The organism is Paenibacillus agaridevorans (assembly GCF_018604145.1).
Classification (GTDB): Bacteria; Bacillota; Bacilli; order Paenibacillales; family Paenibacillaceae; genus Pristimantibacillus; species Pristimantibacillus agaridevorans.
Genome location: NZ_CP075889.1, coordinates 1,773,440 through 1,795,941, shown reverse-complemented (window position 1 = coordinate 1,795,941; position 22,502 = coordinate 1,773,440). Strand labels below are relative to the sequence as shown.

19 protein-coding genes and 4 pseudogenes are annotated in these 22,502 nt (G+C 51.7%); 3 read left to right on the top strand and 20 right to left on the bottom strand.

Features of this window, described 5'->3' with window-relative positions; genetic code table 11:
• Positions 1-4: 4 nt before the first annotated feature.
• The 4 genes from KJW29_RS07175 to KJW29_RS07165 all read right to left on the bottom strand — a co-directional run bounded on the left by KJW29_RS07175 (position 5) and on the right by KJW29_RS07165 (position 2,696).
• On the bottom strand, positions 5-898 hold the full coding sequence (locus tag KJW29_RS07175; RefSeq protein ID WP_246608626.1) for an ABC transporter permease: 894 nt from the start codon (positions 896-898) through the stop codon (positions 5-7).
• A gap of 507 nt (positions 899-1,405) precedes the next feature.
• A complete protein-coding gene (locus tag KJW29_RS07170; protein ID WP_214631034.1) occupies positions 1,406-1,585 on the bottom strand; it encodes an NlpC/P60 family protein in 180 nt (59 codons plus the stop codon).
• 1 nt (position 1,586) lies between these two features.
• On the bottom strand, positions 1,587-1,718 hold the full coding sequence (locus KJW29_RS36450; protein ID WP_281426338.1) for a hypothetical protein: 132 nt from the start codon (positions 1,716-1,718) through the stop codon (positions 1,587-1,589).
• A gap of 438 nt (positions 1,719-2,156) precedes the next feature.
• Complete coding sequence (locus KJW29_RS07165) at positions 2,157-2,696, bottom strand: chloramphenicol phosphotransferase CPT family protein (protein ID WP_425517500.1); 540 nt, start codon at positions 2,694-2,696, stop codon at positions 2,157-2,159.
• A 194-nt stretch (positions 2,697-2,890) separates the two neighbouring features.
• On the opposite strand from KJW29_RS07165, the pseudogene KJW29_RS07160 reads away from it, so the two are divergent.
• Positions 2,891-3,280, top strand: a pseudogene (locus tag KJW29_RS07160) (manganese catalase family protein); the annotation flags it as partial.
• A gap of 655 nt (positions 3,281-3,935) precedes the next feature.
• On the opposite strand, the gene KJW29_RS07155 reads toward KJW29_RS07160, so the two are convergent.
• Positions 3,936-4,547 (bottom strand): DUF4304 domain-containing protein, encoded by a 612-nt coding sequence (locus KJW29_RS07155; protein ID WP_214629261.1) that lies wholly within the window; start codon positions 4,545-4,547, stop codon positions 3,936-3,938.
• 105 nt (positions 4,548-4,652) lie between these two features.
• The gene (locus tag KJW29_RS07150) at positions 4,653-5,351 is read right to left on the bottom strand and encodes a hypothetical protein (protein WP_214629260.1); all 699 of its coding nucleotides are present in this window, start codon (positions 5,349-5,351) and stop codon (positions 4,653-4,655) included.
• Between the two features lie 176 nt (positions 5,352-5,527).
• On the opposite strand from KJW29_RS07150, the pseudogene KJW29_RS07145 reads away from it, so the two are divergent.
• Both KJW29_RS07145 and KJW29_RS07140 read left to right on the top strand, forming a co-directional pair.
• Positions 5,528-5,968: pseudogene (locus tag KJW29_RS07145) on the top strand (manganese catalase family protein); the annotation flags it as partial.
• 82 nt (positions 5,969-6,050) lie between these two features.
• Positions 6,051-6,326: an EcsC family protein gene (locus KJW29_RS07140; RefSeq protein ID WP_246608624.1), complete on the top strand. Its 276-nt coding sequence runs from the start codon at positions 6,051-6,053 to the stop codon at positions 6,324-6,326.
• On the opposite strand, the gene KJW29_RS07135 is transcribed toward KJW29_RS07140, so the two are convergent.
• The 14 genes and pseudogenes from KJW29_RS07135 to KJW29_RS07075 all read right to left on the bottom strand — a co-directional run.
• Positions 6,301-8,223 carry a family 10 glycosylhydrolase gene (locus tag KJW29_RS07135; protein WP_214629259.1) on the bottom strand — a complete coding sequence of 641 codons (1,923 nt, stop codon included), beginning with the start codon at positions 8,221-8,223 and terminating at the stop codon, positions 6,301-6,303. The two genes, KJW29_RS07140 and KJW29_RS07135, sit on opposite strands and share 26 nt — an antisense overlap.
• Positions 8,224-8,326: 103 nt before the next feature.
• Positions 8,327-9,838, bottom strand: coding sequence for an extracellular solute-binding protein (locus KJW29_RS07130; RefSeq protein ID WP_214629258.1), 1,512 nt, complete (start codon positions 9,836-9,838; stop codon positions 8,327-8,329).
• A 109-nt stretch (positions 9,839-9,947) separates the two neighbouring features.
• Complete coding sequence (locus tag KJW29_RS07125; protein WP_214629257.1) at positions 9,948-10,823, bottom strand: carbohydrate ABC transporter permease; 876 nt, start codon at positions 10,821-10,823, stop codon at positions 9,948-9,950.
• 19 nt (positions 10,824-10,842) lie between these two features.
• On the bottom strand, positions 10,843-11,799 hold the full coding sequence (locus KJW29_RS07120; RefSeq protein WP_214629256.1) for an ABC transporter permease: 957 nt from the start codon (positions 11,797-11,799) through the stop codon (positions 10,843-10,845).
• 225 nt (positions 11,800-12,024) lie between these two features.
• Positions 12,025-13,632 (bottom strand): response regulator transcription factor, encoded by a 1,608-nt coding sequence (locus tag KJW29_RS07115; RefSeq protein WP_214629255.1) that lies wholly within the window; start codon positions 13,630-13,632, stop codon positions 12,025-12,027.
• On the bottom strand, positions 13,629-15,503 hold the full coding sequence (locus tag KJW29_RS07110) for a sensor histidine kinase (RefSeq protein ID WP_214629254.1): 1,875 nt from the start codon (positions 15,501-15,503) through the stop codon (positions 13,629-13,631). Before KJW29_RS07110 ends, KJW29_RS07115 begins: the two co-directional genes overlap by 4 nt.
• Entirely contained in the window at positions 15,500-17,011 is a 1,512-nt protein-coding gene (locus tag KJW29_RS07105) for an extracellular solute-binding protein (protein ID WP_214629253.1), read from the bottom strand. Before KJW29_RS07105 ends, KJW29_RS07110 begins: the two co-directional genes overlap by 4 nt.
• A 107-nt stretch (positions 17,012-17,118) precedes the next feature.
• Positions 17,119-17,397, bottom strand: a complete 279-nt coding sequence (locus KJW29_RS36620) for an SGNH/GDSL hydrolase family protein (protein WP_343222827.1) — start codon at positions 17,395-17,397, stop codon at positions 17,119-17,121.
• Positions 17,398-17,454: 57 nt separating this feature from the next.
• Positions 17,455-17,655, bottom strand: a pseudogene (locus KJW29_RS36615) (SGNH/GDSL hydrolase N-terminal domain-containing protein); the annotation flags it as partial.
• A 21-nt stretch (positions 17,656-17,676) separates the two neighbouring features.
• Positions 17,677-17,970 carry a hypothetical protein gene (locus KJW29_RS36000; protein ID WP_246608622.1) on the bottom strand — a complete coding sequence of 98 codons (294 nt, stop codon included), beginning with the start codon at positions 17,968-17,970 and terminating at the stop codon, positions 17,677-17,679.
• Positions 17,971-18,162: 192 nt separating this feature from the next.
• Complete coding sequence (locus KJW29_RS07090) at positions 18,163-19,044, bottom strand: sugar phosphate isomerase/epimerase family protein (RefSeq protein ID WP_214629250.1); 882 nt, start codon at positions 19,042-19,044, stop codon at positions 18,163-18,165.
• Positions 19,045-19,060: 16 nt separating this feature from the next.
• Positions 19,061-20,125 carry a Gfo/Idh/MocA family protein gene (locus KJW29_RS07085; RefSeq protein ID WP_214629249.1) on the bottom strand — a complete coding sequence of 355 codons (1,065 nt, stop codon included), beginning with the start codon at positions 20,123-20,125 and terminating at the stop codon, positions 19,061-19,063.
• Between the two features lie 29 nt (positions 20,126-20,154).
• Positions 20,155-21,729, bottom strand: coding sequence for an FAD-dependent oxidoreductase (locus KJW29_RS07080; protein WP_214629248.1), 1,575 nt, complete (start codon positions 21,727-21,729; stop codon positions 20,155-20,157).
• Positions 21,730-21,804: 75 nt separating this feature from the next.
• Positions 21,805-22,418, bottom strand: a pseudogene (locus tag KJW29_RS07075) (group II intron maturase-specific domain-containing protein); the annotation flags it as partial.
• Between the last annotated feature and the right edge of the window lie 84 nt (positions 22,419-22,502).

Below are 22,502 nucleotides of genomic sequence, written 5' to 3'. Positions count from 1 at the left end.
CTCCTCACCACAAACCTTGATCTTTGTCATACAGCTTGACCAATCGATTCGAACCTATAACCAGCAGCAAACCTACCAGTGATAGGAAAATACCAGCAGCCGCCCCCAATTCATAATCCATGGTCAGCATTCTTCGCAATACATAGGTATCCAAAATATCGGCAACGTTGGAATTGATCGGCGTGGTCAAGTTGTACACCTGATCGAAGCCTACGGACAAGAAATGTCCGATGTAGAGCAGGAACATCGTGATGACTGTCGGCATCAGAGACGGCAGCGTAACATGCCATATTCTCCGGAAGCGACTGGCGCCGTCCACGATAGCAGCCTCATACAACGTAGGATCAATGGATGCTATAGCAGCAAAATAGACGATCGAGCCCCACCCTACTCCTTGCCAAATCGCAGTCACCACAATAATCGGATTAAAATATACCGATTGCGAGAACCAGCCGACCGGGTTTATGCCAAACCAGGCCAATATTTGGTTTACGCCGCCTTCTGATCCCAGCAAGGAAAACGTAATGCCCGCCAATATGACCCATGAGAAGAAATAGGGCAAGTAGGTAGCTGTCTGGATGGCTCTCCGAAAAATATTGTTCCTGATCTCATTAAGAAATATAGCCAGGAGGATGGGAGCAGGAAATACAAATACGAGCTTCAACACGGCAATCGTAACCGTATTGCGCAGCGCAGACAAAAAATCTTTCCCGCCAAACAGTCGTTCGAAATGCTCCAGTCCTACCCATGCGCTTGCCCAGACACCCTGCAAAAGCTTGTAGTCCTTGAAGGCGATTAGAATTCCGTACAAGGGCACATACTGAAATAAAAAAAACAAAATAAAGCCGGGCAAAAACATAAGAAGCAGTGATCGGTTTTTCTGGATTATCCGAATCATGGATGGCCCCTTCATTTGAGGACGTACGCGATTTCCCGCATCTAACGCAGGTTCAGCATCCCGCGAGCTCATGTTGATTCTCTCCTTTCAAATCGCGTGTTCATTATCGCCGATTGCAATTACATCATAGGGGGAAGGGGAATACCATCTCAATATTCAATAATTTAACTCTACCAATCCCCAACTTTGTCAGGCAGATTAATAACAGACTGTGAATCAAAGCAAATTTTTTCTCGCCCAAACGTTAAAAAAATGCCACCCTTAATGGAATGTCCCCATTTCAGCGGCGCTTATCCATCTCAAGTTGCACTTCACGACAAAAATATTTTTTAAAAATTCCATGGTGGTCAGCGTTAATACAGGTTGATGAGTCTTCAGTTCAGTTTCTCCCTACTTCCCGACTGCGTTTCACTTGGAACTATATGGGTCAAAGTTAAAGACTACATTTCTCAGAACCCCGAAGAAAAATTGTTAACACAAAAACTAAAATTGAACATACACCCTACCTTACATCACTTGAAACTCGACGTCGAATACATTCCGATACACCACCTGCCCCCGACTGGAGGAGGCATCAATGACCTTACCGTTACCGGCATAAATGCCGACATGCGTAATATTCATAAATCGTCCGTTTTGCTCGTAGCTACAGAATATCAAGTCACCGACCGTTAGTTCATCAGCAATATCACCTTAAGATGTATGTGTTTTCATTTAATTCAAACTGTCGAAGCTCGCGAGCCGTTGCTTCCTCTGCCTCCATCCAAATATCGGTTTGGTAGAAGGGATAGATTTTGCGCAGGTTGATTTTTATCTTCATTTTGTTCGCCTCCAATTTGGTTTTTGGGCAAAACCAAACCGGATGGCGGGGAACGGCAACCCCTGCAGCCTATCCATCATCTCCTTCGATTCTCTGGCAGACAAAAAGAACCTCCCGCTGGAGAGGTCCTGACTACAACAGATTTCGCCTTTTGCATGACTCTTTGTCACGGGGTAGGCAAACTGCCCACTACCGGCAGAAAAACACGGGAAAGCCATCACACTATCGTGCATTCGAAGACATCGCGTATCTATCAGCTTCTGCCTGCACAAGGCAGCACCGCCGGGATGCTTGTCTCAAGTTGTCCTGGCGCTAGCCAGGATGCAAATGATGGATGATCGAAACCTCCAGCCTGCTCTACACCACCTGAATAAGTTTTCAGAATCATTTAACCTAATTACAGTTAATTGCCTGATATGTTTTTAGCTTATACTTAATTTAAAATACCGAGTATTCCTTATTGGACTTAATAAAGCCTAATATCTTTTCGGCACATTCTACTGAATTCAATTCTTCTGTATTTACCTCAAGGTCATATTCATCAAAGCAATATACTTTGTCGAACTGGGAACTAGCTAGTCCAATCTGTCGATCTCCTCTTATTTGCTCTCTTCTTATGAGTTCTTCTTTCGAGCATATTACACCTATAAACAATGTAGGCTGATCAAAAAATACATCTAAACACTCATTAAACCTCTTGTCATTGTCGATTACCGTATCTGCGATTACATTCAAACCCATTACTGAAATTAATTTAATTGTCGAATAGTAATATGAGGCTATTGGATCAAAAATGATTTGTGCGATAACTTCATCATCTACTTCTCTTGTAGGTTTAAAATTCGGGAATTTTTTATCAATAAATTCATTGAAATTATTAAAGAAATCATCTATTGATAAATGATGAAACAAAATCTCTTTCTGATTTATCAGTTCATTAGAAATACTAGTCTTTCCTGCACTTGAAGTCCCGTTCAACAACACAACGATTCCTTATTCCAAACGAACCACCCTCACATAAAATATTGGCGTATCTTTCAGATGAACGGTATATTCAAAAAGTTTATAAAATTATCCATCCCAGAAATTATTCGAGAAACAATTAAACTATCCTGCCCGTTAGTTTAATATCGGGGTGAAACTCCACGGTACACTATCACTGATATCTTAGAGGTACCGAGGAATTCGCCCACTTGGAAATGATTGCGACGATGATCTATAAGCTGACAAAAGATGCGACTCCGGAGCAGCTAAAGGCGGCTGGGCTTGGCGCTCACTACGCGGCGCACGACAGCGCACTGTTCTACAACAACGCTGCGGGCGTACCTTGGACGGCATCCTATATTCAGGCCAAGGGCGATCCCATAGCGGACCTCTATGAGGACATTGCTGCCGAGGAAAAAGCCAGGGCCACCTATCAGTGGCTGATCGACTTGACGGATGACGTAGACTTGCAGGACAGCCTCAAATTTTTACGGGAACGCGAAATTGTCCATTCGTTACGCTTTAGAGAAGCTGTGGAAATTTTGAAGGAGGAGCGGGATCGGAAAATCTTTTTCTAAGGCAACCTACTGTTTGCGTTCCACGACTAATAAATAACAAACAGTAAGGAAAGTATGGTGTCCTCCTGGGACGCCATTACGTTTTATAAGAATGTTTTTTGAAAAATTCGAGAATCCCCGCGAGCCCTTGATATTACTGGGTTCGCGTTTTTTTTATATTTCGTTTAAGAACCTTTAAACTAAAGTCTCCCGTTAGTTTAATATCAAGGTGAAACTACACGGTATACTATCACTGATATCTTAGAGTTACCGAGGATTATGCGCACATCGTTGTTATCGGTGATTTGAGTAAGATTAAGACTGAAAAGAGGCTGACATAAATGCAGGCAGCCCTTTGCATAATTTGAACTATCGTGTCCCGTTAGTTCAACCGATCAATGTCGACAGAGCGTAGTTATCACGTTGACAACGCCTGTTTATGTGATGCACAAAACGACAGTGTTGACCGTCGATCGATCTATCCGGAGCATATAGCATAAAACGCCGTATTCCTGGCGGCTCAATCATTCCAGGAAGCGAAATGGGTCGATGGCATGTAGCACACACATCATTCCATATTCTGCACCCGATGGCACAAAAGGACGTAATTTATGTGCTCTCATTGCTTCATCTCTTTAATTTCATTATTTTTCTCGCTTCCGTTCACTATGCTGACTTATAGTTTAACGAATTCCACACCGTACTTATTGAAGATGGCCTCGTATTTATTTTCGAATATAGCCCATCTCTTTTCTGTTCCGTACTTTTCCTGCAAAGCCTTCAAATAATGTTTAGCCGCTGCTAAATCATTGGATCGCAATAGCAAATGAAAGCTCTCTTCGCCCAGATGTAAAAATGGACCTGAAGTGTAATAATCAACAATCGATCTGGCACTGGTCATAGTATTATAGAAATGAATAACCTCTTCTAATCCACTTAGCAGCGTTTTTCTTAAATCATCCATATTCGTATCGGGTGTGATTGCAAATCGATCTGGAGCAGACTCGGCAATTTCCCCAATTCTTGCTCTGAAGTGACACTCCGCTTCTTGAGGTGCTGTCAGAATCGCTCTCGATTGTATCTGTGCCAACTCCGCTGCATAAATACCGCAGTTCACATAAAACATGACATTATCCGCTGAATTGCCAGAGGATTTTTGGAAATTGAACATGTAGATGAGGCTTTCTGTTACCTTACTGAAATATAAACTCTTCTTTGTGAAGCCATGCTTGGAAAGGAACGGCTTTACGTCCTGCTTAATCAAGTCGTTAAAGAGCTGCTGCAACATGATCCCTCCTAGAAAATTGCTATCCTTATGTCGTTTGAATAATCACACAAATGCGGACGACTCGAAAATCAGATTTTTTCCAGACCTACGACTTTCGCGACCGACTCAATCGGGTTTAATCTTTCTCAGTTTGATTGAAGACAGGACATCATCGTTCAATGCTGCAGGCAAATCAGAGTTAGAACCTAACCAAAAGTCACCATAGCGCTCCATGATCAGCACGTCCCCGCACCGGTAAAAGGTATGAGTAGGCCCTTCTTCTTTGGGACTAATATAGTACCCATTTAACCACACTGCTTCAATCGACTTATCAAACAACATCTGTATATGGTCTACTTTTCCTTCTATCAGATAAAGATGTTTGCAGCCAAAAACAACCTCCTGTAAACAAAAACTTTTCAGAAAATGATATAAAGAGTCATTTACAATGGTATATCCCTCTTCATTGTCATCCCAAAGCAAGTGCTCGTCACAGTAGACAGGAGAATCGTTGTTGCCTGCCTCCACTTGGCAAGTCCAGTTTGCTTGATTTTCTTCAAGAAACGTGACCTTCTCCTGATCCTTCTTCAGTCGCTCCACCGAATAAAGACAATCCTGCTGTTGAAATATCTCTGGAGAGTTCTCGAGGTGGTCGTCCGAACCATCTTTCCAGCGTCCTGCAAACGCATATAATTCATACAACGCATTTGGCAGATACGCTGGAATCTCGTCCACTGGCACACCGCAGGAACTGTCATACCTTCCGTACCAGCTGATTAGAAAACCCTTCAGATCATCCAGTTGATCTGTATCTTTCAGCAGCATTGTAATTCCTCCTGTCTAACTTTTCATTACACAACCGAACTCAAAAAGTAGCACTTTCAAAAAGTTAACGTTTTGGAGATAGACAATGTTTCAAATTCTAGCTCGTTTATTGCGCTATTCTGCCCGTTAGGATATCGGGGTGAAACTCCACGGTATACTATCACTGATATCTTAGAGGTACCGAGGAATTCTCCCACTTGGAAATGATTGCGACGATGATCTATAAGCTGACAAAGGATGCGACTCCGGAGCAACTGAAGGCGGCTGGGCTCGGCGCTCACTACGCGGCGCACGACAGCGCACTGTTCTACACCAACGCTGCGGGCGTACCATGGACGGCATCCTATATTCAGGCTAAAGGCGATCCCATTGCTGACCTCTATGAGGACATTGCTGCCGGGGAAAAAGCCAGGGCCACCTATCAGTGGCTGATCGACTTGACGGATGACGTAGACTTGCAGGACAGCCTCAAATTTTTAAGGGAACGCGAGATTGTGCACTCCTTGCGCTTCCGGGAGGCTGTCGAAATATATATTTTTGTTTTCACCTCTTGTTATGAATGCCCCGACCTTCGTCCGGGTTCGCCACCAGCTGTAGAATGTTTCTTATCGGGATGATATCCTTTACACTATAACCATGTGTTTAGGAGGAGCGACCGCACATGATTTACGAACAGAAGGTGAACAACGATATCCTCGAGTGAGAGCACCGGCTCTTCAAGCTTCCCGACTGGCATGCGACTGCCGACTACTCCAAAAACATGGATTGGGGGACGTCCAGAAGGAATACCTCGACGCGATCGACTCCCGGAAGATGCTGCAGATGGTGCCGGGTATCGGAGCCGTTGCCGGCCCCTGGGCCAACTACACCATTTTCGAGGAGCTACGCGAATCGGCAATGAACGCTTACCGGATTCGAAGATTGAATGAGTCTTCCTTGCCTCAAAGTTCTACGAATTCGGAGAATGACGACTAATCTTCGGGAGTGTTGCATCAAGCAAATCCCAGTCGGCATGGGAAGCGTCGAACAGCATCAAGCCGTCGGTGTAACGCATCGCCGAAGCGAACGCGGCGCGCTGCCGTTCGCAGGTGTTCATCTGGTTAATCGCGATGCCGGCATATACGGGAATCTCCCCCTTCGTCGCGATATTGCCGATCGTCATATATTTCTCCGTCTCGGGCAGCGTATCCTGATATGTGCCGATCATCAGATAATCCAGATACCGAATATAACCGGTCTCGAGGTAGTCTTCAGTGTAGACTTCGCCGTCCTGGAACAAGAGGCGGCTGTCGTAAAGGAGGTCGGGGCTTGCCCAATTGGCTCCGTTCCGATAATAGGCATCGTACCAAGAACCGACGTAAGCGGAGAGCTCCACCTTGCGTCCTCCCTCCCGTCGGTTATGTCCCTTTACCATCCTGCTGACATCCGCAATAAAGCCGGTAATAACCTCCGCGCGGAACGCCCACCAGTCGAGGATAAATTTTCCATCCACGCGCACTTCTCCTTCATACCGGAAGATGTCATCGGGCCAGCTCTCCAGTCTCCTCCCTTTCCTCTCCAAATATTCCGTGAAACGGCTTCGGGTCAGCTCGCTGAAATCCGCTGCTTCATGATCATATCGGCAACGGTCCAATATAAGCCCATCCACGTCGTAACCCGTCATGATTTCGCGAATAATCGCCATTTGATGTTGCCGCACTTCGTCGTTCGCGGGATTCGCGAACGCCACCAGACCCGGGGCCTCGCTCGCGCGCTGCCGCATAAGCAGGCCTCCATCCTGAGGCTTAAACACGACCTCCTCCCAATCCGGATGATCATCGAGAACTGCATACTGACTCCTCAATATCGACCCCTCCGCGAAAACGTTCAAAGACGCGTGTATCCGCAGGCCGAGGCGATGCCCATGATCAACAAACATTTGCAGAACGTCAAGCCTCGGTACAGCTTTCGTCGAGGCATCCGTTCTTAATTCGCTTAGATGAGGACGACCGGACAGCGGTGTCCGCATATAAGAGACATAACCCTCGACGCCCTTGACATCCAGAGCGATGTCCGTTACGCCCGCCCTCTTGGCCCGCTCCAGCATGTGGCTGACATCATCCTCCGATTGCCAGCTCGAGGTATTCGATCTCTGATCCACCCATAGTAGTACTTTGCGACGTTCGTCCTGGGTACACGCACGAAAATAGACCGCTACGTTTCGATTCTCTCCTTTGCCGTCCCTGCCGCAGAGCTCCACATCAATGATATGCAATCCCTCCGATCGTTCCAGCTTGCAGGCAAAGCGTCCGTCCCTGTCCACGCTCACGGCGTTGCCATCGATCTTTAATACGGCGCTACCGTCGCTTTCGAATCCCATCAGCCCGCCGGATATAACCGTGAACGGCTCAGCTGTCGTAAACATGGCGGGTTGATCCAGATCGAGACTCAGGCCGCTCTTGGCATCACCCGATATTTCGCAATGATCAGCGACCTCCCCGTTCAAGCGCAGCTTAATGCGGTCTCCCTTGATGAAGTTGGCTGCCAGAAATAAGGCGCTGCTGCCTGGGTCAACCAAACGACCGCCTGACGCCAGCACATAACCGTCTTCTGGAATATCCAACTGATCGGGACCGCTCGCATCGTTCCTGCGTCCGCTGCCTTGAACCATTTGCCTTACATGATGATCGGCTCCGACAACCACGGCCGCCCCATCCGGAGGTACCGAAATCGAATCGCCCCATGACCGCGTAAACAATCCAAGCCAATCCTCCGCCTCGTTAGCCGGAATGGCGTTTATGACCGAGATCATCCGGCGCCGCCCTTCCAGCGCGATCGTAATATCTATAGGAGCCGACTCTACTTCAGCGGAAACCAACCCTCGATTATTCATGTGTCCCTCCTCGATTCATTCCGAATTATCGCTCCAATCGTAAACAGTCAGCTGCCAATGGCAGCTGACTGTCGAAACCATGGTCTAACTCGTCTTCGTACAATTATTTGGACAAGGATGCATACCACTCATTGGCTTGCTTAACCGATTCCGCTCCGCCTTCCGCCATCCATTGCTTGAGGAACGAATCGTAAGTCGCGATGTCTTGGGATCCCGCAATAAACATAAGCACGACGTCGTCAAGCAGCTTGGTCAGCTTTTGTTTGTTTTTGGACACGGCGTCGATCGGAGGCGCGATCGACATCGGGTCGACGACGATGTTGCCTTTGGCCGCATTGGCTTGGAAAGCCTCGTAATAGCCTTGCAGGACCGGATCCTTGCGTACGCGGGCTTGCCAGTATGTCGGATAATCGTATTCATTGACGCCAGTCATGTAAGAGCTTGCATTCGTCAGATCGTCATTGAATTTCGGAAGAATCGGATAATATTTGCCGTCCTTCACTTCATGGTGAACGCCTTCCTCGCCGATTGCCAGCTTGATGAAGTTATCCTTCTCCAGCTTGGCGTCAAGCAGCTTCACGGCGTCTTCCTTCAGTTTGGAAATTTTCGGAACGGCGATAAACCAAGTCGTTGCCAGATTGACGCCGATCGAGGACTTGCCGTCCTTGCCGACTAGATATGGAATGATACCGATCTCCGCATCAGGGAAATTCTTTTTGAGCGCGGCTTCCGCACTCGAAGCGCTCCACCAGGCCAGCTTGAACATCGCGGCGTTGCCGCTGGAGAACTTCTCGATCGCTTTCGCGCTCGTATTGATCGGCATCTCCGAATCCAGAAGCCCTTCTTTGTACAGCTTGTTCATGAAAGTCAGGAAGTCTTGCATTTGCGGCAGCTCTGCCTTGTGAACCAGCTTGCCGTCGACGTCGTTCCAATCGTTCAGCACGCCGAAGGCTGCGGCAATATCGCCATAGATGGAATCCTTCGTTCCTGTCAACGGAACGACGTTTTTCGCCGCTTTGATAGCTTTGAGCACCTCATATAGTTCATCCGGAGTAGTCGGATGCTCAAGGCCGAGCTCATCCATCCAATCTTGGCGTACGACCAGCTCTTCGCCGACGCTAACGCCGGAGCCCGTTTCCGGAATGGCGTAGATTTTTCCGTCGATCGTTACGCTTTTCCAGGAATCTTCCTTGATAGCCGCTTTGATGTTAGGACCAAGACTTTCGATCAACTCGTCCAGCGGCTCCAGCGCGCCCGCGGTAGCAAGCTTATAGAATTGAGCCGAACCCAGCTTCATGACGTCGAAGTTTTGTTGGTTCGCAACCATCAGATTGAGCTTCTCGTCGGCATTCTCGGCCGGCAGCATCTCGTATTTCACTTTGTAGCCCGTTGCCTCTTCTATGTTTTTGGCGACCGGGTCAGCATTGGGATCGAATAGGCTGTATTGCATCAGCATCGTCAATTCAGGCTTGGTTTCGCTGCCCGAGCCGCTGCCGCCAGCATCCGATGGACTCGGTTGCCCGGTCGGCGAAGACGACGGAGCGTTATTGCTGCCGCAAGCGGCGAGAAAAACAGCGAAAGCAAGGACAAGAGCAAGCATCGAACCTTTTTTCATAGAGTACCCTCCCGAATATGTTTGTGTTGAAAAGCCGTATTGCGTTTAACAAGTTCTATCTTCCTTTCCGACAAGCCGACCGCATCACCTCCCTTCATGGTTTCTCCCTCTACCCCTTCACGGAACCTACCAGCACGCCTTTCACAAAATATTTCTGCAGGAAAGGATAGACCAGCAGGATAGGCAGCGTTGCCAGCAGGATCGAAGCCGCTTGAATCGATTGAGGCGTCGTATTAAGCGCCGCGTCCACGTTGTCCTTCAAGAAATCGCTGCTCGACGAGACCAGCAGCTCCTTGAGGAACAGCTGCATCGGCTTCAAGCTCTGATCCGTGATATAGATCATGGCCGAGAAGTAGTCGTTCCAAAACGCCACCGCGAAAAACAGAGCGATCGTGGCCATCACGGGAAGCGAAAGCGGCAGAACGATGGAGAACAAGATTCGCACGTTGCTGGCGCCGTCAAGCTTCGCCGATTCCTCCAACCCTTCGGGAAGACCTTCGAAATAGTTTTTGATGATCAGCATATTAAACACGTTGATGGCCGCCGGAAGGAAGAGCACCGGCATCTGGTTGACCAGCCCAAGCGTATGCATCAGCAGGTAGGTCGGAATGAGGCCGCCGCTGAACAGCATCGTGAAGATAAACATCAGGAGCAGCCACTTCCTTCCCCGAAGCTGGATCCGGGATAACGGATACGCCGTAATGGTGGTCAAGAACAATCCCAGCGCCGTTCCGACGACGGCTAGAATGATGGAATTTTTGAGCGAGTTCAGGAACATGTTGTCCTGGAGCACGTACATATAGGTTCCGGTTTGGAACCCGACCGGCAGCAAATTCACCTTGCCGGAGATGACGGCGGCCTCGCTGCTAAAGGATTTGGCGATCAGGTTGACGAACGGCAACAGTGTGGTTAAACCCACCAGCACAAAAAACAGATAGTTGCAAGCGTTGAACAGCTTCTCCGAAAATGTCGTTTTTAATGGCATGTCATGTTCTCCCCTTCCGCTACCAGATGCCCCGCTGCAAATATTTGCGGCTGAGCGTGTTGCCTACAATGACGAGCGTGAACGATATGACCGATTCGAACACTCCGACCGCGGTCGTAAAGCTGTAATCCTGATTGCCGAGTCCCATCCGATAGACGTAAGTGCCTATGACGTCGGACACTTTGTATACGGTCGGGTTGTACATGACGAGAATCTGTTCGGTTCCCGCCTCCAGGATGCTGCCAAGCCGCAAGATGAACATCAGCAGAATAATCGGCGCGATTCCCGGCAGCGTAATATGCCACAGCTGCTTGAACCGTCCCGCGCCGTCGATCTTCGCCGCTTCGTACAGGCCGGGGTCGATCGTAGCGAAAGCCGCTAGGTACACGATCGTGCTCCAGCCCGTTTCCTTCCAGCCCGCCGAAGTGATCAGCACGCTGCGGAACACGCTGTTGTCGAGAAAGAACGCGATTGGCTCCATGCCAAGAGTCACGAGCATTTTGTTCACCAAGCCGCCGTTGCTGGACAACAGGTCGATGAACAAGCCGCTGACGATAACCCAGGATAGGAAGTGGGGCAAATATATGACCGTCTGCACCGCGCGCTTGAAGAGCATCAATCTTAATTCATTCAGCAGCAGCGCGATAATAATCGGCAGCGGGAACAAGATCCCGATCTTCAGAAAACTTAAAATCAGCGTGTTTTGGAAGACGTGAAGGAAGTCCGGCGAGCTAAACAGCTTGGCGAAGTGCTTCCAGCCGACCCAGGGACTGGCCCCGTATCCTTCGAAAATATTAAAATCCTTGAAGGCGATCGTTATGCCGTACATAGGCGCATATTTGAATAACAGCAGAAACAAAATGCCCGGCACAAGCAAAGCGTACAAATCCCAATCCCGTCTGACATCGGCGGCAAGCCGAGCGAAATAATTGCCTTTAGCCCGGGGCGTGTCCAGTGGCGCAATCGTGCTTTTCATCGTATTCCCCCTTGTTTGTTGCTTGATATCCAAATTGTAAACGCCGGCGAATGGTCGGAGTAGGTGACTCTCATTACTTTTTGTGGTACTTTGATGTTTGATTTACTGACAATTAAAAATAACCTGAAACGCTTTCATCTCATGGAAGCGTTTCAGGTTATTAGGTTTATATTTTCAGAGAAAAATGATGTCACGTTACATGCCACGCCAAAATAAAATCAAACGTTAAACCTTGACGCCTCCCGGATTGACGCCCCAATACTTACGGAACACCTTTGTAAAATAACTGACGTCCCGGTAGCCGACCAAGCGCGCCGCATCGTACACTTTCCCCCCGTCCTGAAGAATGCTCTTCGCGCGTTCCATCTTGCGTTCCAGCACGTAGGTCGAGAACGGCACTCCCGTCTCCTGCTTGAACAACCGGCTTAGATAAGACGAATTAACGAACAGCCGGTCCGCTACGGTATGAAGGGTAATATCCTGATCGATTTCTTCGTTGACGATGGACAAAATGGAGCGCACCACGCCGTTGCTCGTCGTCTTGCGCTGCTGCTGCAAATAGGCGCAGATCCTTCCCGTCAGGCGAATCAGCCAGGACAGAATTTGTTCCTTCGTCGTCAGCAGCCGTATATTCTGGAAGTATGTCATATCCTCTCCCGCTACGCTCCCGATCCGCCAGCCTTGCTTCTGAATCATCCGGACGTACAGACTGCTCAAATAAAGAACGGCTTCATGCACCTCGTCGGCGTTCTCCGCCTGTTCCATGCACTTGTCCCACAGCTCTCGCAGCGCCTCTACCGCATTGGATTCATCGGCCGTGTCCAGCGCAATCTCCAGCGCCTTCTCCAAGCTCTGCTGCACTTGAACGCCCTGCTCCTTCAGACTCGGCTCCCGGTAAGGAATGGCGATATCGCAGCCGTACACGATTCTCTCCCTCAGCGCCCGGCATGCCTCGGCGTACAATACGCTCATCTCGCCGATTGCGCCTGCGGCCGAGCAAATCCCCGCGCTTGCCGTCAAACCTAACGTCTCGCGCGTTCGGGAGAGCAGCTGCACGACGGATGACTGCACGCGCATGGCGGATTCGCCAGGACTCTCGTCCTCCGGCAGCACGAATACGAGGAGCGTATATCCCTGATGATCGGGACAGACCCAGCAAGACGGAGGCGGCAGCAGCTCCTTCGCCAGACATTGCAGCGAGAAATGCCACATCGGCGCATCCTCCGGCCGATAACGGCCGTCTTCCCGCGAGAGCGGGTCGATATCCAGCACGGCGACCGCGATCCGATCCTCCGCGGCAAGCCCGATTTGGAATTCCCTGCTTCTGCGCAGCACTTCGTCTTCATGATACGAGCCGCTCGCCCATTGCCGGATAAAGCCGCTTTGAAGATGCGGCAAATGAGCCAGCCACTTTACTTTCAGCTCGGCCTGCTCCCTCCACTGCTCCATCTCCTCGCGGAGCTGTCTCGCCGCTTCCAGCACGGCTCCCAATATTTCCTCCTCGGCGGCGGGCTTCAGCAAATATTGCGAAACGCCGGAAGCCATCGCGTCTTGCGCAAAGCTAAAATTGTCATGGCCGCTTAATATGATCAGCTTCAGGAGCGAACCGCCCTCCTGCCGCTCCCTCAGCTTGCGGACCAGCGTCAGGCCGTCCATCTCCGGCATCTGCACGTCGATCAACATAATGTCGGGCCGCTTGCGCTGGGCCAAGGCAAGCGCTTCTACGCCGTTGGCGGCCAGACCGACGACCTCGATCCCGTGCTCCTCCCAAGGAATATTGTTGGCGAGTCCTAATCTGAGTCTCAGCTCATCCTCCACGATCATCAGGTTCATGCCGATTTCTCTCCTTTCACCGCCATCATAGGATGCGGCGGCATTCGGAACGTCTCCTTGCATTGCGCAAGCGGCAGCGACAAGGTGACCACCGTTCCGCTCCCCTTGACGCTCTCGATGTCAAGCTTGGCTTCATGACCGTAGTACAGCAGGAGGCGAGTCATCACATTGCGCAGGCCGAACAGATCGGCCGTTCCCTCGTCTTCGGGAGCGAAGAGTTTGTTCGCCCGACGCCCCATCCGCTCGAGCTCCTCCCGGATATACAGCACCCGCTCTGGCTCGATGCCTTGCCCGTTGTCCCGAACGCTCACGCATAACGTTTCCCCGTCCTCGATCCGGCTGGATACAAGCAATTTCCCGTCCTCTGCCTTCCCTTCCATGCCATGCAGAATCGCATTTTCGATCAACGGCTGCAGCAGCAGCTTCAGAAGCGGTACGGACCTGCTCTCCTCCGCAATGTCGTACTCCACGTCGAAGCTGTCCATGAATCGGATTTGCTGAATGCGAATGTAATAATGCAGATGCGACAAGCTTTCGTCCAAGGTGAACACGTCCTTGCCCTTGTTCAAGCTGAGCCTGAAGAAGCGCGACAGGTTCAGCACCATCTCGCTGATTTCCTCCGCTTCGTAATTTTTGGCGGTCCAGTTGATGGAATCCAGCGTATTGTATAGGAAATGCGGATTAATCTGCGTCTGCAGAAATTGAAGTTCCGTCTTCGCCAGCCGAAGCTGCTGTTCGTAGTGCTCCTCGATCATTCTTCTCTGATCCACCACCATCCGGTTGAACGCCTCCGTCAAATAACCCAGCTCGTCCTTGCGCTTATTCTCCAGTTGCACGTTCATATTGCCCGTTCCGAGCCGCTTCATCCCCTTGAACAGCTTGTCCACGGGCGATGCGATGCCGATATACACCACCCAGGAGATGCCGAGCGCGAGCAGTACGCTGACGATAATAATGGCGATCGTATATAACCGGAGCTGATCCGTCTTGGCGTAGAGCTCCTTCTTGGGCTGGATCAGCGTGAGTTTCCACTTGGAGTATTGCGAATCGATGGATACCGTCATCTCCGAATCCGTGATCCGGGGAAGTCCGGGCATCTCTCCCGCATCCTGCATGCCGTTCCCTCCGCCGTCCAAATTGCCCGTTCCGACGACGAGCTTGCCCGAATCGCTATGCAAGTAGATGGACGCGGCGGTCGACGGAAGCAGCGACTTCATCAGCTTGGTCAGCTTGCTCTTGTCCAGCGTAATAATGACGACATCCGCGCGCCGATTGTTGTTGTACAAGTCCATCGTGCGGAGCAGCGAGACGCTGTCCGTATTCACGAGGCTGCCGAAGGTCGCGCCGCTACCGATCGGCTCATCCGCCAGCAAATACGCGATTTCCGTTCCGCTCGTGATCGCGGTATTCTCCAGCCATTGCTGCTGTCCGGCTTCGTTCAGCCTCCTGCCGCCATAATGGGTGGATATCATCATATGGGACGGTTGGTGGTACAAGGAGATCTGCGACACGATATGATTAATGGAGTTGACGTTCGACAGCTGCTTAAGCAGCTGAGAAAAATCGACGATCGACGCCGGAGAGAGCTCCGCGCCGTTCTCCCCAAGCAGGTTGATGAATGCCGGGTCCGTCGCGATCAGCGTGGAAATCTCCTCCACGTTCTGCAACGTCAGGTCGATGTAATCCATCGCCGAATTCAAGGCGCTCTCCGAACGCTCCACCGCCTGGTCGTGCAGGATGACGCGGGAGCGGTCTATGGCGAACAAGCTCACCACGACCAGCGGAAGCAGGATAAGCAGGAACGCGCTTGTAAGCCGGAACTGGATTTTGCGGGAGAAGCGTTCCTGAAACCAGACGAAGGGATTCCTCATGACCCGCCCTCCTCTTCACTTTGCGGGCGCGCGTCCCTCCAGCGGTTAACCTCGTCCGTTACCTTGTCGCCGCCCTCCCGTTTCCACTCCTCGACGAACGAATCGAACCGATCCAGAGGAACAATTCCTAGTACGATGCTCGTGAAGATGTTTTGCAATTCCTCCAGTTGGCCGCTGTACTTGCTCATCGCCGGCGTTGGGTTGCCGTAGAACTCGTTTCGGATCAGATTTTGTTCAATAATCTGCAAATTTTCGTACAGATGGAAGTCTCCCAAGGAATCCAGGCGCGTTTTGGCCATGACCGGATCGATGACGTCGACCAGCGATTGATAGATGCCTCGGTACAAATGTTTGTCGTGTTCTTCGAAATTGGTGACCATTTTGCCCTCTACGATATTCCATATTTCTCCTTCGAAGCCAAGTCTCAACACTTCTCTTCCTGCACCCGCGATAAAATTGAGGAGCTTCACCACTTCTTCGGGATGCGCGGTGCCTGCGGGCACCACGTTGTAGCCGCGGATAAGATCCTTGTCGTATACGCCGCTGTCTCCGCGGGGGCCGACGGGGTAAGCCAGCGGAATCCACTCCGCGTTGGGATCCTTCTTTTTGTTCTGGGCGATCGGGCCACGCGTATCGTACCAAGTGGCCGAGAACATGCCGACCTGCCCGTTCGCAATCTTCTCGATGAACATATTATTGCGGTTCAGCGGGAATACCGGATCCATCAGCCCCTCGCGATAGAGCTTGGCGAGGAACGCAAGCGCTTCCTTCGTCTCGGGCAAAGTGCTGCCGTTCGCCAGCTTGCCGTCCCTCTCCAGCCATAATCCCGGCTGCACGCCGAATGCGCCGAAGAAAGGCGCTGCGCGCCCCATATCCTCCATTAGAATCAGACCGATCGTGTCGTTCAATCCGTTCTGGTCAGGATCATCCTGGGCGAAGGCCCGAATGACCTCGTAATATTCATCCAACGTCTCGGGCGGCTCCAGTCCCAGGTTGTCCAGCCAGTCTTTCCTCGCGTACATCAGCTCTATGCCCTGCACCTCAGTAAGGCTTGGAATGCTGTAGATCTTCCCGTTATAACGCATGCGCTCCCAGGCTTCCTCCGGAATCAATTGTTTGAGATCCTGCCCGTATTGCTCGATATAATCGTCCAACGGCAGGAAAGCTCCTTTTTTCACGTATTCGTCGAACCAAACCGGGTTGAAGCTGTGAATGAGGTCGGGCCGGCTGCCGGAAGCCATGATGACGTTGAGTTTCTCCTCATAGACTTCCTCGGGCGGAATGTTGACCCGCAAATCAAGATTCGTTTGTTCCCTGATATAGTGAATATAGGGGTTCTCGTTCTCGTCCATGCCGTCGGGAAACGTCATGCCGAGTTTGTTGATGACCATGGATATCGGAATGCGGCTTTGCTGAATCGACGCCGGCTGTTCCGAAGGATGGCAGCCCGATGCCAGAATGGTCATCGCCGCCGCGGCAAACAACAGCACCTTCTTGTTACGTCCCATAGTTCCCCTCCATATCTCTTGATTCATGCGCGCCTAAGTGCCCATCCACCATCCGCCATCCGCCATCCGCCATCCGCTCCTGCTCCTTAACGACTCCGATTCGGCGGCTACTTCTCCGTGCCCAAGATTCTCCACAGCTCGGGCAGCAACACCTCGGCCATCATGGCGAATCCAGTCAGACCGCCGCAATTTGCCTCGTAATCCAGCAGCAATGCGGCCGGCCGTTCTATGCCCGCTATAACGCGCGCCACTTCCGGTTCTCCCTTGCCATTGCCCGAGAATCCGAGATTCAGAATCTTAAGATTGACGGACCTGCCGAGCTGCGCGGGGTAGGCCATGCCCGGACGCGATGCGCAGCCGCCTTGCGTGATGGAGGATCCGTAGATAATGATCCTGCCTTCACCGTCGTTTGGACTGGGCTCTGCCGGGCAAGCCTCGCTCTTTAATCCGACCCTGACATCGGCAACGCTTTGATACAACGGGAAAAACAAGGTGACTTGAAGATGACGCCGGTCCTTATTCCGATGCATCAGTGAAACGAATTCCGTTTGACCCGGACGGAAGGACGCCGTCCCCGCGAATTTCTGCTCGCCGGGCTGCCCGATGTAACAGTCGAATCCGCACTGCCCCGTCGGCGCCATATGGGTACATGTCCGCCGCGCCGCTCAAGACGGCCCGGATATGGATCTCCTCGGAATCCGTCGAGAAGGCAATGGCCCCGCCGGCCGTGCAATCGGCAAGCCAGTCACCGCTTCCGGATGCTTCTCGGCGGGATGGCGCGGCATGCGCCGGTACAAGCGTTCCCGTTCGAACCACGGAAACCCGGATATACGGAATGGCCTCTCTCGCGGATTATGCCAGACGATTCCATCCTGTCCGGCGCCGGAGCCAACCGAATTTCCCACGGCCATTCGTTCATCCAGACGCTCTATCATCGGCACTTGGTCTTCGCCCATCATTCTCCAACCCGCATTTTGTAAACTATATTAACATGAATATTGATATATTAGATGTATTTTAATAAATATACAGATAATTCATATTTAATGTAATATTATACGACATGAAAAAAAGCGGTTCCAATCCAATATCGAAAAACCGTGAAAAGCAACAGCCTTTTCACGGGATTCGGAATGTATTCCTATATTCCTTTATTGATAACGTTTAATAAATTCGACCGCTTTCCGAATATCGGATTCCGGCTGGGTGCCGACTTCTCGTTCGATCGTCAGGTAACCATTATAACCACTTTCCTTCAAAGCCGTAAAGTATCGGTCGAAGCCGACGTCTCCTTCGCCTAAAGGTAGCTCGCGGAAAAATTCGCCGGAGCTGACCATTTCCGCGATTTTGGCATGATCCATCGGCTCGTAGCCTAACGCACCGTATACCATGCGGGAATCTACTTCCTTGATGCGGATGCCGTCCTTGACATGCGTATGGACGATGTAGTCCTTCAGCAGCCTGACGCCCTCCGCAGGATCGTCTCCGGTCACCATCACCATGTTCGCCGGATCGAAGTTGACCGATACGCCTTTGCCGCCAAGCGTATCCAGGAAGCTCTTAAGATGATGAGCGGTCTCGGGACCCGTCTCGATGGCAAAATAAGCGTCCATGCTTCTCGCGTATTCGCTTAGCTCGCGGCAAGCTCCTTGCATAACAGCATAGATTTCGCTGCCCGAATCATCCGGCACGATGCCGATATGGGTTGTCACGACCCGAGTACCCAGGTCAAGCGCCAAATCCAATATACGCTTGGACTTCTCTATCTTCTCCGGATTAACGCACTTGTCCTGGAAGCCATGGCCACCCAAATCGCCGCATAAGGCGCTGATTTCCAGTCCCAGCGACGAGATGTAGGCCTTTAATTCCTTGCGGGCGGCGGGACTAAGATTGGAAGGATCCATCTCTCCCGACACCGCATAGATTTGCACGCCATCGGCGCCCGCATCCTTCGCTTTCACAAGACCTTCTCTCAAACCGACGCCGAAGCTGTCCACGATGACGCCAATCGGATTCTCTATGGTTACGCCCATGACTGCCTATTCTCCCCTATTCGAAATGGATCTCTTTGCCTTGAGAAGCGGATTCGTAAACGCCGCATAATATTTTCATCATTTCCACGCCGTCCTCGACCGGGCTCAGCGTCGCATGGCTGCCCTGACATACGCCCAGGAAGTAGTCGATTTCGTCCTGGAAGCCCTGCACGAACTCGAAGGACAAGTTGTCGATCTGAGGCGTGGCATTCAGAATCGTGTCGTGTTTCTCCATAATGAGAGTCAGCTCCGGCTCCAGCTCCACGCCGCCCTTCTCTCCGTAAAGCTTGACGGTCAGCTCGTCCGTCTTGGCGTGCAGCGTAAAGCTGACCTCCACAAGGAGCGACGCGCCGTTCTCGAAGCGGATCAGCGCATTGGCCATATCCTCGACCGTATTTAGATTGGCGTCGTAGTCGGCCGCTTTATAGAATTTCAGGTTTTTGACGTTGGAGCGATTGCCGAGCTTGTTGTACGTATTGCCGCTGATCGACTTGACCTTCGGCCGTCCCATCAAGTACCAGCACAAGTCGATGACGTGCACGCCGATGTCGATCAGAGGGCCGCCGCCGGAGCGCTCCGCATCGGCGAACCAACCGCCTGGATTACCCAGCTTGCGAATGCAGGAAGCCTTGGCGTAATAGACCTGGCCGATATCCCCGCTCTCCATGAAAGACTTGACGATGCGGGTATTGGAAGCATAGCGTCGCACGAAACCCACCTGCAGCGTCTTGCCGGATGTCTTGACGGCTTGCTCGACCGCAAGCGCTTCCTCTACCGTTTTGCTCAGCGGCTTCTCGCAAAGCACATGCTTGCCCGCTTGCAGCGCCGCGATGCTGATCTCCGCATGGGAGTTGTTCCATGTGCAGATGCTGACCGCATCAATCTCCGGATTGGCGAGCAGCTCGCGATAGTCGGTATAGATATGGGGTATGCCGTATTTTTCCGCTTTTGCTTTCGCGCGTTCTTCCTTCAGATCGCAGACGGCAACGATCGCCGCGTCTTTGTTTTTGTTATAAGAGCCAAGATGCATTTCCGATATGGAGCCGGCTCCGATTACGCCGATTCTGACAGGTTTGCTCATCAGGGTTCACCTCTTCGTAGAATTGACGGTTACACGTGGCGCAGAGCCGGCCATTCCAGCTCGATCCCCTCGGCAACCAACAGTTGTTGATAATCGGACAAGGCAGCCGCGCCAGCCCTTACGTCATGCGGCTTCAAGCCGCGGTCCAGGCAGAAGCTGGCGCAGTAACCTGCCGCTTCGCCGATATTCCATTCGATCGGATGAAGGCGATAGCAGCCGTTCGTTATATGGGTAACGCCGATGTTCTTGGCCCCGGCCAACAAATTGCGGACGCGAACGGGTATAAGACTTCCCAGCGGGATCTGGAACGGCAGCGAAGAAATGTCGATATATGGTTTGTTCTCCGTGCTGGGATGCAAGTCGATTCGGTAACAGCCTATGCCAACCGTGTCGTGGAATGGCTCCGCTTTCCCGTCGGGACGGCAATCCGTTGCCACATGCTGCTCTAATATGGTAAATTCCGCTTTAATGCGCCGGGACTCCCGGATATACGGATACATGGCAAGACCATCCTCCGTTCCGACGACGTCCGGCCGCAGCCTAAGCCCCGGATAACCCGTTCCGCCATCCGGCCGCGGCGCCTCGGTCTGCAGCCAGTAGAGCCAGGACAAACTGAGCTGCTTGGCCGATTCCAGGTGACGCTGCCGCTCCTCCGGCTCCACGTCGATGATGGATCCGAGCCAATAATCGTTCTGCGGCCAGTTAACGAGCGAGATGGAACCTGGGTAGACACCTACCGCAAAATGGTCTTTGTCCGCGATCTGACGATAACGGAACAGCGAGAATCGTTCATGCCCCGGGAACAGCTCGTATTGCACCGGCTGATTGGTTGAAGGCTTGACTCCGGTCCAACTGAGCAGACGATCCGGCCAGAAATCGGCTTTGTACTGCTTCCAGAACTCATATTGCTCCGGGCGGTCGATCGTGTGGTCTTCTCCTTCTATATAATCCATTGCGAAACAATAGGTGAAGCCCTGCATGTTCTGGGGCCGGGCCTCTCCTTCAACCGCGTGAGGCTCACCCGTTTCCTTGCGCGATTCGGCTCCCGTCACGTATTCCACTCCCGCGAGCGGAAGCAGATCGCCGCATTCCGTCGCATCGATGAAGTACGGCGCCGTCAGGCGGAGCGTTCTCCCGCTGTCCAAGCTTCGTACCGTCACGGAGACGATATCGTCTCCCGATGTTTCCGCAGCCACAGGCACATGCCTGCGCCATATGGTCAATTGACCGCCATGGACGTACGGAGCCAGCTGTCGTTCCAGCACGGCAAGCGCCGCGCGGGGCTCATGACACAGCCGACTGACGGTTCCTCCCCCCGGGTTCAGCCGCGCATTCGCCCGTGCCTCCCCCTTCATCGGGAAGGCATCGCGATAATATTGACGAACGCCTTCGCGGAACGCCCGGTAGCTGCTCGTGCAGCCAAAGCTTTCAATCCATGGATGTTCGTCCGGCGGCACGGCTTGGCTGGTCAACTGGCCGCCGATCCATTCCGTTTCCTCCGTCATGATGACGCGTTTGCCGGATTTGGCGGCAGCGAGCGCCGCGGCGACGCCGCCAGTTCCTCCTCCAATAATTACGATATCGGCCGATGCTTCATGTTTCATGGGATTCTCCTTTGCCGTCAAGTAATGGATGCAAAATAATCTTAATGGGCCAGCCGTTGATTGACTTGCAATACTCTATTGATGCTCCATTTTATTGTAAAATCCGGGCCCGCGTATAGATAGGGTAGTCCGATGACCATTTTTGGTAACTTGATGCGGACAATAGCATGTCGGAAGGGCGTTATTAGTGTTTCGAGACATTTCCCACGTTCCTCGCCTGGAATTAGCCTAGCCATAACGCGGCATGCCCATTCTGGGACCCCAAGTGCTCGGAGCTCACGGATTCGGGTGCGCACCCGTTTCCATTGCTTCCAAAGACACATGCGTAGTCTGCGGCGAATCCACTGGTCGAATTTCTCGCAGTGACCTTTCGCCGAGGCTAACCGGAAATAGCCAATCCAGCCGATGAGATAGCGGTTTAATTGCATAATCCTGTTCTCCATAGACATCGATCGCGTCCGGTTCGTCAGTTCTCGCACCTTCTCTTTGAATCGCGAAATCGTTTGAGGGGCTAATCGAATCGTCGCGTTCTTGTCCCTCAGAAAACTGAATCCGAGGAACTTACGATTCCATGGGCGGTCTACAGCGCTTTTCTAACGATTCACTTTCAGTTTCAGCTTTCCTTCTACGAAGCGTGTTACCGAATCCATGACGCGTTCACCCGCACGTTTACTGGCAACGAAGATATTTGCGGTAAGTAGCCCGAGGGAATTGCACCCTCAGGCCCTCTCAGAACCGGACGTGAACCTCTCAGCTCATCCGGCTCCCATTAT